Consider the following 13,358-nt stretch of genomic DNA (forward strand, 5'->3'; position numbering starts at 1 on the left):
CCAATACAACTTTCCACTGACTTGGGTGAGTCAAACATCACACGCCGGGGGCCGATCACACCGGGTCCGACCGACGGCGCTAGCGTCCTGAAGGTGAGTGACGAAACCGGTGCCGTTCTCCGAGCGGATCACGTCGACCTGGTTCGAAACGGTCGCTTCCTGCTGCGCGATGCGTCCGTCAGCATCGCCGAAGGCGAGCACTGGGTATTGCTCGGCGCGAACGGCGCAGGTAAAAGTACGTTGTTGAGCCTTCTCGGGGCGTTCGTTCATCCCACGAACGGCACCGTGCACGTCCTCGGGCATCGGCTGGGTCGGGTGGACATGCGCGAACTCCGCACGCACATAGGCCACGTCGACCCGCGTCTGAACATGGAACCGTCACTGACACTGATACAGGCCGTGCTCACCGGGCTGACGAACACTCCGGATCTGATCCCCCGATGGTCGCCGTCGGACGGCGAGGTGTCGCGCGCACAACGCCTGATCGAGTCCCTCGGCGTCGAGAACCGATCCTCGTCACCGTGGTACACGCTCTCTCAAGGCGAGCGGGGACGCGCACTCATCGCACGCGCACTACTGGCCGACCCCGCGCTGTTACTGCTCGACGAACCCGCCACCGGACTCGACCTCGCTGCACGCGAACAGCTTCTGACCGCGGTCGACAGTCTGCGACGCCAACACCCCTCGCTCGCAAGCATTCTGGTGACGCACCATCTGGAGGAGATCCCGACGTCGACGACGCATGCCGTCCTCATCCGCGACGGTCGGATCACGGCGAGCGGGGCCGTCGACGAGGTGATCACCACGGCCAACATCAGCGCGTGCTTCGATCACCCCATCGAGATCGACCGTCGAGGCGGCCGGTGGGTGGCAACCGCCGTTCAGAACGTGATAACCTGACGGATGGCTTTGCCGTCGGCCAACTCGTCCATTCCGCGATTGACGTCGGCCAGCCCGATCCGTGAGCTGATGAGCTTCTCCACCGGAAGCCGTCCCTCACGCCACATCTGGGCGTAGAGCGGGATGTCCCGCGACGGCACCGCCGAGCCCAGGTAACTGCCGATGATCGTGCGTGCTTCGGCGACGAGAACCAACGGGGAGATCGACGACCGGGCGTCGGGCGCGGGTAGCCCGACGGTGACCGTCGTACCGCCGGGAGCCGTCGCCGCTACCGCGGCTTCGAATGCACGCGCGTTGCCGGCCGCCTCGATCACGATGTCGGCCTTGACGCCGCGTTCTTCTCGCTCTGCGGGCGAGAACGTCTGTGTTGCACCGAGTTCACGGGCGACGGCCAGTTTGTCCGGCACACCGTCGACGCCGATCACCTCACCTGCCCCCACCGACACGGCGGTCAGGATCGAGGCCATTCCGACGCCGCCGAGCCCGATCACCATCACCGATTGCCCCGGCCGCGGTCGGCCGGCGTTGAGCACCGCCCCTCCTCCGGTGAGTACCGCGCAGCCGAGCACTGCCGCGACATCGGCCGGGATGTCGTCGTCGACAGCGACGACGGACTTGCGACTGACGACGGCGTGGGTCGCGAAGCCGGAGACGCCGAGGTGGTGTTTCACCTCCGACCCGGCTCGGTCCAACCTGGCTCCACCGCCCAGCAGGGTGCCGGCGTTGTTGGCGGCACTGCCCGGGATGCAGGGCATCTGGCCGTCGGTCAGACATCCTGCGCAATCTCCGCATCGCGGCAGAAACGTCATGACCACTCGGGTCCCGACGGGCAGATCGTCGACACCGTCTCCGACGGTCTCGACTCGGCCCGCGGCCTCGTGGCCGAGCAGCATCGGTACCGGGCGAACTCGGTTGCCGTCGACGACGGACAGGTCCGAGTGGCAGAGCCCGGCTGCTTCGATCCGCACGAGCACTTCCCCCGGACCCGGTGGAGCCAGATCCAGCTCGGAGATGGAGATGGGCTTCGACTCGGCGAATGGCCGTGGTCGTCCGATTTCCTCGAGAACTGCGCCGCGGATCTTCATTCCCACACTCTAGGTGAGCGGAAATGCGCGCCCTGCCCTACTCGAGTACTCACAGGGGAAGGCGGGGCCGCAGCAGGTGCGCGACCAATCCGGTCCAGCCGGTCTGGTGGGACGCTCCGAGCCCCTCCCCGGTGTCGCCGTCGAAATACTCGTTGAACGTCGGGTGCACACTCCACAGAGGGTCGTCACTGGACTCGATGCGATCCCCGTCGGCCGGTCGTTTCCCGTCGACGGGCCGGAACAGAGCAGCCAGACCGTTGTCGATGAGATCCGCGGCGTCGGTCAGGGTGCAGTGGTTCCCCGACCCGGTGGGAATCTCGATGGTGAAGGAGTCGCCGTAGTGCCGTCCGTACGCCCGCAACTTGTCGGCCAGCAGGACGTTGACCGGGAACCAGATGGGCCCGCGCCAGTTCGAGTTGCCGCCGAACATCCCGGTGCGGGACTCCCCCGGCTCGTACTCGATCGACAGGCTCCGGCCGTCGATCTCGTACGTGACTCCGTCGCGGTAGGAAGCAGACAGTGAACGTATGCCGAACCGCGACAGGAACTCCTCGGAATCGAACATTCTGGCCAGCACACGCTTGAGACGCTCCGGTTCGACGAGCGAGAGCAGCACCCGTACTTCGTCTCCGTCCTTGCGTGCGAGCAGAGGACTGATCATCTCCGGCCTGCGTCGCTGCACCCACCGGAGCCGCGCCGTCAGGTCCGGGCACTCGTCCTCCACCCACGACGGAATCTCCGTCGCCCCCAGGATCGGCAAAAGGCCCACCATCGATCTCACGCGCAGCGGGACAGCGTCACCCTCGGGCGGAACGAGGACGTCGTAGAAGAATCCGTCTTCCTCGTGCCACAGCGAAATATGCTGCGATCCGAACGATTTCACAGCTTTCGCAATCGACAGGAAGTGCGCGAAGAACTTGGTCGCCACGTCGTCCCAGGCACTGTCGTGCCGCGCGAGCTCCAACGCGATCTTGAACATCTGCTGGCAGTAGAACGCCATCCAACTGGTGGCATCGGATTGCTCGAGCCGGAACCCCGGCGGAAGAGGTGCGGATCGATTGAACAACCCGATGTTGTCCATCCCGAGAAACCCGCCCTCGAAGATGTTCGATCCCTCGGAGTCCTTGCGGTTGACCCACCAGGCGAAGTTCAGCAGCAACTTGGTGAACACGCGAACCAGGAACTCACGGTCCCGGTAACCGTCGATCCGATAGACGTGCCACGCTGCCCATGCATGTACCGGCGGGTTGACGTCACCGAACTCCCATTCGTAGGCGGGCAGTTGGCCGTTGGGATGCATGGACCACTCGCGGCACATGAGCACGAGTTGTTCCTTTGCGAAATCCGGGTCGACGTGCGCGAGCGGAATCGTGTGGAACGCAAGGTCCCACGCGGCGAACCACGGATACTCCCACTCGTCGGGCATCGAGATGACGTCGGCGAGAGCAAGGTGACGCCAATGAGTGTTGCGACCACCGGGACCCCGACGCGATTCCGGTGCAGGCTCGCCCACCCGGTCGCCTTCGAGCCATTGTTCGACGTCGTAGCGGTAGAGCTGCTTGGTCCACAGCAGGCCCGCGTAGGCGCGTCTAGCCACGTGCCGATCCTGCTCGTCGAGTTCGGGTCCGATGACGGTGGAGTAGAACTCGTCCGCCTCCGCACGTCGGTCCGCCACGACGGCGTCGAATCCGCGTCCGAATGTCTGCTCGTCGGGAATCCTCGTCGAGAGTCGGAGCTTGACCTCCACCGTCGCACCGGATGCGATGTCGTCGAACGAGAACCAGAACGCCGACTTCGTGCCGGACTTCTCCGGGTTGACCGCCTCCACGTCACCACCGACGACACGTCGGCCGATTCCGTCCTTGCTGAACGCGGAGCGGTTCTCCTGACCCCACAGTTCGGCCGCGTTGGTTTCGTTGTCGCAGAACAGGACTTCGGGGTGGCCCTCGGCGCTCAGATAGTACTTGCCGAGGAATCCGTGCTCGGCCTCGACGGCAGTCACCCCACCGACCTGCAGTTCCGGCGCTTCGACGGCCCGGAGCATCCCGGCCCTGTCGTCGCGGCCCCACGCCCAGGTGTTGCGTAGCCACAGATGGGGAAGCAAGTCGACCGACGCCGCGTCCGGTCCGTGATTGGTGATCGAGATGACGATGCACATGTCGTCCGGCGACGCCTTGGCGTAGGTCACCTGGACGTCGAAAAAGCGGTTGCCGTCCAGAATTCCGGTGTCGGACAGTTCGTATTCGCGTTCGTCTCGCCCGCGCGCCGCGTTCTCCTCACGCAACTGCCGGTACGGATATTCCGCGTGCGGGTAACGGTAGAGCCACTGCATCCAACTATGGGTCGGAGTGCCGTCGACGACCCACCAGTACTCCTTGGCGTCCTCGCCGTGGTTCCCCTCGCCGTTGGTCAGCCCGAACAGCCGCTCCTTGAGAATCGGGTCCTTGCGGTTCCACAATGCGAAGGCGAAGTTGAGAAAGCCGAAGCGGTCGCTGATTCCGCCCAATCCGTCCTCGCCCCAGCGGTAGGCCCGGGCGTGCGCCTGGTCGAAGGGGAACGACTGCCACGCATCGCCGTCGGCCGAGTAGTCCTCGCGCACCGTCCCCCACTGTCGTCCCGCCAGGTAGGGACCCCACTGGCGCCACGGGCCCGACACACCGGGCGATTCGGCAAGGCGTGAGTGTTCGGCGGTCGAAGGTGTGTCAGCGTCGTCGGTCACGCGCCCAGTCTGCTATCTCGACGTCACGGACGCACGCCGACGTTGCTCGCGAGATATCCCACACGTCGCTGAACCGCTGCGATCTCGCGGACGCCGTCTCCGAGCACACTACGTTCGATCGCGGAGAGCTCTCCCATGACGAGTACGTCTCCCGGCGCAAGGCCTGCTTCGAGCTGTTCGATCTGATGTCCCAGCCGCAGGCGCTGCAACAGAGTGAACACCTCGGTCAGAATGTCGACGTCGCGATCGGCCAAAAACCCGTTTCCCGACGCCGCCGCCAGTCTCGCCGGGGTGGACGCGGAGGCCAGCCCGACGGACAGGCCGCCCCACCGCGCAAGATTGACGATCGGCGTGATCGCGTGAGCCTTGAGATCGAACGTGCCGCCTCGTCGTGCCAGTACGTCACGCAGCGATCGAAGCCGGGCACGCCCGGCCAGTGCGTCGCGCAGTTGAAGTCGAAGCGCGTCGGGATGATCCGCGGCCATCGTGCGGTACACGTCGGGCACCGTGTGCAGTTCGGGATTTCCCCACACCACTCGCCCGTCGACGAGTAGAGACGACATGATCAGGCCCGAATCCGACGACGGATTGCCCCGGTCACCGAAGGGGTTGCTCAGCCAGTGTCCCGCCGCGGATTGCCATTGGGTCGCCGATCTCGCAAACCTCGGCGAACTCGCCACTGCACCGTTCGAGTCGGCCGGTAGACCGCATGCGGCAAGGGTCAGATGCACTCGCGCAGCGAGGTCCATCAGCGCGGTGTCCCGGGTTCGCCCTCCGCCCGACGGATCGGGCAGTAGATCGGACCAGGACAGGGCGCTGTCCACGTCCGAGGACGGCATCGCTTCCCGACGTGCGACGCTGCCGAGCGTCAACCATGCGACGTCGGACCGCGGAACTTCGGGGTCTGTTCCCCGCTCGAGCTCGAGCGCGCGTCGGACGACGCTGTCCAGGACGACCGAGAGGATGGCGCTCACCGCAGTCGGTTCCGTCCCACCACGGAACAGGTCGATCGCGAGACCGGGAATTCTCCGAGCAGCGTCGATCAGCTCGCCCGTGGTCGTGGCAAGCGCAACCGATCGTCGCAGCACGAAGCTCCGCCGGGTCGACGCCGCATGCAGTTCGGAGTCCTCGATGACGCCGATCATCTCGCCTCGCCCCGACAGCACCGGCATGTGCCGCAGACCTCGATCCAGCATGTCCACCAGCACGGTGGCAGCTAATCGGTCGGCGGTGACGGTCTCGGCAGGTGCGGTCATGACGGCGCAGATCGGTGTGTCGACGCCGATGTCGGCGGCGACGACTCGGATGCGGAGATCGCGGTCGGTGAAGATCCCGTAGCGGCCACGGCCCAGCTGCACCAGTACGCACGATGCCCCGCGTTCGGTCATGGCCCGCACTGCGTCGCGAACCGTGGTGTCCGCATCGACGACGATCGCTGGACCGGACACCAGGTCGCCGACGGTTCTGCGTGTGGTTCGGTCGGTCGGACCAGCCACAGCCGCATTGGCGGTGGTCACCGCCTCGGCAAGGAACGCCAGGCCCGCGGGTTCGGAGAACAGCGGGCGCATGAGCGTCCCGGGCAGCTGGACGACGACGCTCGGTTCCGTCGTACGAGCGACGAAGCCGAACGTCGATCCGGTCAACATGGCCGAGAACCCGAACACACCGCCGACGTCGACCGTGTCGACGGGAACGGCCGTGAGCGCCGTGTCGTCCGGCTGCAGAATGACGACCCGACCGCGTCGGACCACCCACACCGAATCGACGTCGCGCATGTCGACGTCGAGAATGATTGCCCCGGTGGGGTACTCGACGCTCCGGGCCTCGGCGCTCAGCGCGCCCAATTCTCCGGGCGTCGCGGTCCGGAACGGAGGGTAGCGGGCGAGGAAGTCAGCTGTGTCGTCCACGGATCAGGTCCGCGCATTTCTCTGCCATGGTCATGACGGTGATGTTCGGGTTGACCGAGGGCAACTTGGGCATCGCCGATGCATCCACCACACGCAGGTTGCGTACGCCCTTGACCCTCAATTCCGGGTCGAGCACCGCCGTGACGTCTGCGGCGGACCCCATCCGTGCGGTGCCCGCCGGGTGATAGACGGTGTTGTGTGTCTTGTGCACGTACTCGAGCAGGTCGTCGTCGGTCACGGCGTCGGGTCCTGGAGCGAGTTCACGTTCGATCCAGGACGACAGCGGCCCTCGCGCGGCGATCTTCCTCGCCAGCTTCAGGCCGGCGAGCATGACTGCGTCGTCGTGTCCGTCCGGGTCGGTGAAGTATCGGGGGTCCACTTTCGCGCGGTCCCGGAAGTCACGGCTCCGTAGGCGTACCGTGCCCCGCGACCGGCCCTGAGTTACGTTGGGAGTCAGACAGAATCCGTTGTCGGTCGTCGGGTATCCCCAGCGGAGGGTGTTCATGTCGAACGGCACGCTGCCGTAGTGCATCATGACGTCGGGGTAGTCGAGGTTCGGTTCGGTCGCGGCGAAGATACCGATTTCCCACCACTGCGAGGACGTCGTCACCATGGGCCGTGACGCTTCCCAGAAGACGAGGCCTTCGACGTGGTCGTCGAGATTTTCACCGACACCGGGCGAGTCGACTCGCACATCGATTCCCATGGAGCGCAGATGATCCGCGGGTCCGATGCCGGACAACATGAGCAGTTTCGGTGTGTCGATCGCGCCTGCTGTGACAATGACTTCGCGGCGCGCGGTGATCGTGTCGTACCCCGTCAGATCAGGTCGTTGGCAGCGGATCCCGGTTGCGGTGAGTGCGTCGTCGATCAGAATCTCGCTGATCCAGCTGTGAGTCCGAACCTCGAGATTGGGGCGTGAGTCCAGAATCGGATGCAGATACGCGTGTGAGGTGGACATGCGCGTGCCGTCCTCGCCTGCGTTGATCTGAAACCACCCGGCACCGTCGATGACGGTGTCACCGCGGTTGAACTGCACGGTGGGCAGACCGACCTCGGCAGCGGACTCCAGAACCGCTGTCCCGCAGGGATCCACGGGAGGAATGTCGCGGATGCGCACGGGCCCGTCGTGACCGCGTCCGGTGTCGTTGTTCTCCACTCGCGCCACCAACGGCAGCACGTCCTTCGCTCCCCACCCCGTTGCGCCCGCGGCTTCCCAGTCGTCCAGCGTCTGCGCGGGCGGGTGAAATGCGATGCAGGAGTTGTGCGACGAACACCCTCCGAGCACTTTCGCCCGGGCATGGCGCATGAAACTGTTGCCCCGCTCCTGTGGTTCGACGGGATAGTCCCAGTCGTAACCGGAATCCAACAGGTGCATCCACTGCGACAGGTCGAGAATGCTGTCGTCGCCCACATCGGACGGACCAGCCTCGACGAGGCACACGGTCACGGACGGATCCTCGCTCAGTCTCGCTGCGAGAACACACCCTGCGGTACCGCCTCCTGCGATGACGTAATCGAATGCCGCGTCCGTCACGACGGACTCCTCTCCTCACCGGTGGATGCATGTGACTTCAACGTACCGATGTGGCGACGACCCGTCGTTCCGTACCAGGCCAGACCCAGCATCAGAATCACACCGATGTAGACGAACGCACCCCACGTGTTGTACCAGGGACTGCCGTACACCGCGACGCGCGGCCACGCCAGATTCAAGGCCATGCCTGCTCCCCATACGACGGCGACCAGATTGACGATCAGGCCGGCTCTGCCCATCGTGAAGTAGCCGCCGGGTTTCAGGTCCTTCGGTGGCCATTCTCCTTTGAACCGCTTGACGAGCAGCGGACCGGTCACCATCAGATACGCGAGGTAGATCATGATGATCGCGATCGACGTCAGCACCGTGAAGATCTGCGGCTGACCGACGTTGACGACGAGGATCGCGATGGCCAGCACGCCGATCGTCACGGCAGGCACGACCGGAGTCTGGGTCTTCGGATTGACCTTGGCCAGGCTCTCGCCGAACGGCAATGCGTTGTCGCGCGCCATCGCGAACGTCAGACGGATCGCTGCGGTGTGGACGGCCAGTGAGCAGACGACGACGGCGACGACGATGCAGATCAGGAAGACCGTGCCGAGGGGACCCCACATCACCGATTCGACTATCGACTGAAGACTTCCCTCGGGGCTGCCGAGCGAGGGATCCTCCAGGTCGGGGGCTGCCATCACCGCGAACACGAGAATCGCCCCGCCGATGACGAACGACGCGAGAATGGCGCGCAGAATCGCCTTCGGTGCCGTCCGTCTGGGCTCGACGGTTTCCTCGCCGAGCGACGACGCGGTGTCGAATCCGTACATGACGTAGCCGGACGCAAGAGATGCGACGAGGAACGCGGCAAGGAAGCCGCCGCTCTCACCTGCTCCGTATCCGTTGGTGGAGAAGAAGACCTCGGGGCCTCGTGTGATGTTGGCCGCGAGAATGACGGCGATCAGCACTGCGGCGATCAACTCGATGAACACACCGGCACTGTTGATCATTGCCATCAACTTGACACCCAGCGCGTTGATGGTCGTGGTGATCGCAATCATGATTGCGCCCAACAGGACTGCGTTGGTCGCGAAATCGTTGTCTCCGCTGCCGTCGCCGATGATCTGGAAACCGGTCCAGATTCGCGGAAGATTCAATTGCAACGCGAGAACCACGGCCGACAGCGTGACGATCGACGCCGTCAGCATCAACCAGCCCGCAGACCACCCCACGATGCGCCGCCCCAGAAGCTTGGCCCAGTTGTAGACCGATCCCGCGACCGGATATTTGGCGGCGAGCTCCATGAAACACAGTGCGACGCAGAGTTGCCCGACGAACACTGCAGGCCACGACCACAGGTAGGCGGGCCCGGCCGTACCGAACCCGAAGTAGAACAGCTGGAACGTGCCGGTCAGAATCGATATGTAGCTCACACCTGCGGCGAAGCTGGCGAACTTTCCCAGACTTCGATCGAGCGATTCCTTGTAACCGAAATCGTCCATGCCGCTGTCGGAATCGACTGTCATACTCGTACTGCCTTTCGTCCGGCAGAACTCGTGGAATCTCAGGGGGTGCTGAACCACCCGGCCGCCGTGGGCGAGGTGTTGTGCCAGATATGCTTGGCTTCTTGATATTCGGACAATCCGGACGGGCCCAGTTCTCGACCGTTTCCGGATCGTTTGAATCCGCCCCATTCGGCCGCAGCAGTGTAGATGCCGAAGTCGTTGAGCCACACCGTTCCGTGCCGCAATCCGCGCACCATACGTTCGCCCCGCGCACTGTCCGACGTTCGGACACCCGCCGCGAGACCGTAGTTCGTGTCGTTACCGAGACGCAACGCGTCCTCCTCGGTCGTGAAACGCTCAACAGTGAGTATGGGCCCGAACGTCTCGTCCTGCACGATTTTCATCGAGCGATCGCATCTGTCGAACACCGTGGGCAGAAAGAAGCTGCCGGCAGCAAGGCGCGGATCCTCGGGCCGTCTGCCGCCGACGACGAGCTCGGCACCTTCGGAAATCCCCAGTTCGACGAAGCCCTCGATCTTCTTCAGCTGCGCCTCCGACACGAGCGGTCCGGTCTCGGAGTTCTCGTCCAGGCCCGATCCCATCGTGATGTGGCCCGCGCGTTCGGCGAGTGCAGCGACGAATCGGTCCGCTACCGACTCCTCGATGATCAGCCGGGTCCCGGCAGAACACACCTGCCCCGAGTGCAGGAACACCCCGGTCAACACATGATCCACGGAGTTCGCGAACGCGTCGTCGTCGACGAGTGCATCGGCGAACACGATGTGCGGGTTCTTTCCGCCCAGCTCGACGGCAACCTTGGTCACGTTCGCGGCCGCCGCCGCCAGGATCGTTCGGCCCGTCGCCAGTCCCCCGGTGAACGAGATGAAGTCGACGTCCGGATCGGTCGTCAACGCCTCACCGAGTACGGCCCCGCTTCCCTGCACGAGGTTGACCACACCCGCAGGCACCCCTGCCTCTTCGACCAGTTTGGCGAACGCGATGGTGCTGAGCGGGGTCACTTCGCTGGGCTTGAGCACCATCGTGCACCCGGCCGCCAGCGCCGGTGCGATCTTCCAGGAGATCTGCAGAAGCGGATAGTTCCACGGCGCGATCATGACGCACACACCGATCGGCTCGTGCACGACGCGGCTGAGAATTTCGGGCCGTCCGACGTCGACGAGCCGGTCGCTGTGCACCGCCGCGAGTTCCGCGTAGTACCGGAACACCGATGTCACGTCGTCGATGTCGATTCGGCTCTCGGCCAACGTTTTACCGGTGTCGACGGTTTCCAGGTGCGCGAGTTGCTCCTTGTCCCGTTGCAGGAGATCCGCGATCGTACTCAGCAGCGCTGCCCGCTCGGAGACAGCCGTTGCCGGCCAGGCGCCGTCGTCGAAGGTTCGACGCGCCGCCGTGACAGCGTCTCGCGCGTCCGCGGGCGTCGCTTCGTCGACGACGACGACAACGCTTCCGTTCGACGGATCGACGATCTCCCGGGTGCCCCCGTCGGACGACTCCGTCCATCGTCCGTCGATCCACAACGACGGGCGCAGATTCGCTGTGTCGAGTGCTTCGTTTCCGGAGGTGGGCACGTCGGACTCCTTCTCGCTGACCGGATGACTCGTGATCAACCGTAAGCCCGCGAGGGGTCCTCGTGTGCCAGTGCCGTCAGGAGCAGGCTGCGAGCACCCGTGCGACGTCGACGTCGTCGAGTGCCGCGGGAGGATCACGGAGCAGAATTTCGCGCAGTCGGCCGACGAATGCCTGACGACTGACTCCGAACTCGTTCAACACGTCCTCGCTGGGCCCGTCGCCGTGCGGAAACTGGGCTGTCACATGATCGTGCATGGGCTTCCTCGCAGCTCGTCCGGGGTTCAGGGCTCCGGTGCGGTGCCGAGTCGGGGGTCTGCGGCACCGCGCTCCGGAGTTGCATGGTTAATCAGTCCAACCACTCGAACCGTTACACATCGATACTGAATGGAACGCAGGCATGCAGGTAGCGTGCACGTCATGGCCATCATTCACGCCGCAGAGTTGACGCCGAGCAAGCGCGACGCTCTCCGCGCCTGGCTACCGTCACGTCCTTGGACGAGCAGCACGGATGTCGACATCCTCGGCGCGTACAGATTCGACGATCCCGCCGGTGCCGTCGGGATCGAGACATTCTTGATCTCGACCGGCGGCCGAGTACTGCAGGTCCCGCTCACGTACCGCGGCGCACCGTGGCCCCGGTCCGACGACGCCCTCGTGACGACGATGGAGCACTCGGTCCTCGGAACGAGATGGGCGTACGACGGTGTGGCCGATCCGGTGTACGTGACCGCGCTGGTAACTGCGATCCTGACCGGTGGAACCGAGGCCGCCCTGGTGTACGACTACGAGGAGTACGACTACGAGGCTCCGCCGGAGAAGCGGGCCGTCACCACCCGAGTCGTCGGCACCGGAACCCCGGGCACCCCGGTACCTGCCTTCGGCTCGGTGTCGTCGATCGATTCCGACGACTCGACGACGATCACCGCCGGGGCGACGCGCATCGACCTCGTCCGTGCCGTCGACACCACTCGATCGACCGCAGCCGGCCCGTCCCTGACCGGCATCTGGCCCGGGCAGTCCGAGCCCGTCGTCCTGGCCTGGATCAGGCCGCACGAGGATTGACAGACGACTACGGACTCGTTGTCGGACAGAGGTTTACCTAATTTTGCCGAACCGTACCCACGGCGATGGTTCGGACGTAGCATCGCTCACGTGACCGCCTCGCTGCGCATCCTCGTCTACAGCAGCAATGCGCACACGCGCGCCGACGTCACCTCGTCCATCGGACGACGCCCCGATCCATCGCTTCCGGATGTCGAATACCTCGAGGTCGCGAGCGAGCCCATGGTGGTGCATCACCTCGACGCAGGCGGAATAGACCTTGCGATCCTCGACGGAGAGGCAGCGCCGGCCGGCGGGATGGGTGTCGCCAAACAGCTGAGGGACGAGATCGAACACTGCCCGCCGCTGGTCGTTCTCACCGGTCGCCCCGACGACAGGTGGCTGGCCGAGTGGTCCGGCGCCGATGCTGCGGTGTCGCAACCCCTCGACCCGTTCGTTCTGACGAGGGCAGTGACGGATTTACTGCGCACGTCGTCGAAATCTGTCGGTCACAACTGATTTCCTTCGCCGACTCGTGACGGCGCAAGATCAACTTTTCGACCGACACGCCGATCCGACTGGCCGAAAACCGAGACAAGTCGGGGCATCGCACCGGTAGGCTGTGTTCCAGCTCACAATTTCTGTTGGCTAAGGACCTCTTGGTCGACAGAACTCCTCATTTGCTCACAAGGCAGGCACGGAGAGGCGACACAGGTTGAACGAGTACATCCCCATTCTGGTCCTGGGCGCTGTCGCAGTCGCCTTCGCCGTCGTGTCCGTCGTCATCGCAGCAGTTGTCGGACCCAAGCGCTACAACCGCGCCAAATTGGATGCCTACGAATGCGGAATCGAGCCGACCGCGCAGCCGATGGGAGCTGGCCGATACCCCGTCAAGTTCTACTTGACGGCCATGCTGTTCATCATCTTCGACATCGAGATCGTCTTCCTCTATCCCTGGGCTGTTCACTTCGACGCGCTCGGCATCTTCGGTCTTCTCGCAATGGGCATGTTCATCGTCAGCGCCGCCGTCGCGTACGCCTACGAATGGCGTCGAGGCGGCTTGAGCTGGGATTAGTCCGCCGA

The 13,358-nt window shown here is 64.6% G+C and carries 11 protein-coding genes; 4 read left to right on the top strand and 7 right to left on the bottom strand.

Going from position 1 to position 13,358, the window contains the following annotated elements; translation table 11 throughout:
- Positions 1 to 93: 93 nt before the first annotated feature.
- The gene (locus H292_RS0101750) at positions 94 to 900 is read left to right on the top strand and encodes an ABC transporter ATP-binding protein (RefSeq protein ID WP_020110227.1); all 807 of its coding nucleotides are present in this window, start codon (positions 94 to 96) and stop codon (positions 898 to 900) included.
- Here the strand turns inward: H292_RS0101750 and H292_RS0101755 are convergent.
- From H292_RS0101755 to H292_RS0101785, 7 genes are all read right to left on the bottom strand, one after another.
- Positions 882 to 1,985, bottom strand: coding sequence for an alcohol dehydrogenase catalytic domain-containing protein (locus H292_RS0101755; protein WP_027498553.1), 1,104 nt, complete (start codon positions 1,983 to 1,985; stop codon positions 882 to 884). The genes H292_RS0101750 and H292_RS0101755 overlap by 19 nt on opposite strands.
- A gap of 49 nt (positions 1,986 to 2,034) precedes the next feature.
- Positions 2,035 to 4,704 carry an MGH1-like glycoside hydrolase domain-containing protein gene (locus H292_RS0101760; RefSeq protein WP_020110229.1) on the bottom strand — a complete coding sequence of 890 codons (2,670 nt, stop codon included), beginning with the start codon at positions 4,702 to 4,704 and terminating at the stop codon, positions 2,035 to 2,037.
- 23 nt (positions 4,705 to 4,727) lie between these two features.
- Positions 4,728 to 6,611 (bottom strand): putative nucleotidyltransferase substrate binding domain-containing protein, encoded by a 1,884-nt coding sequence (locus H292_RS0101765; protein ID WP_020110230.1) that lies wholly within the window; start codon positions 6,609 to 6,611, stop codon positions 4,728 to 4,730.
- Positions 6,595 to 8,148 (bottom strand): GMC family oxidoreductase, encoded by a 1,554-nt coding sequence (locus H292_RS0101770; RefSeq protein ID WP_020110231.1) that lies wholly within the window; start codon positions 8,146 to 8,148, stop codon positions 6,595 to 6,597. Before H292_RS0101770 ends, H292_RS0101765 begins: the two co-directional genes overlap by 17 nt.
- Complete coding sequence (locus H292_RS0101775; RefSeq protein ID WP_020110232.1) at positions 8,145 to 9,665, bottom strand: APC family permease; 1,521 nt, start codon at positions 9,663 to 9,665, stop codon at positions 8,145 to 8,147. The genes H292_RS0101770 and H292_RS0101775 overlap by 4 nt, the downstream gene beginning before the upstream one ends.
- A 38-nt stretch (positions 9,666 to 9,703) precedes the next feature.
- Entirely contained in the window at positions 9,704 to 11,233 is a 1,530-nt protein-coding gene (locus tag H292_RS0101780; RefSeq protein WP_051127718.1) for an aldehyde dehydrogenase family protein, read from the bottom strand.
- Positions 11,234 to 11,309: 76 nt separating this feature from the next.
- A complete protein-coding gene (locus tag H292_RS0101785; protein ID WP_020110234.1) occupies positions 11,310 to 11,489 on the bottom strand; it encodes a hypothetical protein in 180 nt (59 codons plus the stop codon).
- 162 nt (positions 11,490 to 11,651) lie between these two features.
- Here H292_RS0101785 and H292_RS0101790 point away from each other — a divergent pair, with 162 nt between their 5' ends.
- The 3 genes from H292_RS0101790 to H292_RS0101800 all read left to right on the top strand — a co-directional run bounded on the left by H292_RS0101790 (position 11,652) and on the right by H292_RS0101800 (position 13,350).
- The gene (locus tag H292_RS0101790; RefSeq protein WP_027498555.1) at positions 11,652 to 12,296 is read left to right on the top strand and encodes a CG0192-related protein; all 645 of its coding nucleotides are present in this window, start codon (positions 11,652 to 11,654) and stop codon (positions 12,294 to 12,296) included.
- Between the two features lie 90 nt (positions 12,297 to 12,386).
- Positions 12,387 to 12,794, top strand: a complete 408-nt coding sequence (locus H292_RS0101795; RefSeq protein WP_020110236.1) for an Rv3143 family two-component system response regulator — start codon at positions 12,387 to 12,389, stop codon at positions 12,792 to 12,794.
- Between the two features lie 196 nt (positions 12,795 to 12,990).
- Complete coding sequence (locus H292_RS0101800) at positions 12,991 to 13,350, top strand: NADH-quinone oxidoreductase subunit A (RefSeq protein ID WP_020110237.1); 360 nt, start codon at positions 12,991 to 12,993, stop codon at positions 13,348 to 13,350.
- The last annotated feature ends 8 nt before the right edge of the window (positions 13,351 to 13,358 follow it).

This window comes from Rhodococcus sp. 114MFTsu3.1, assembly GCF_000383555.1.
Classification (GTDB): Bacteria; Actinomycetota; Actinomycetes; order Mycobacteriales; family Mycobacteriaceae; genus Rhodococcoides; species Rhodococcoides fascians_E.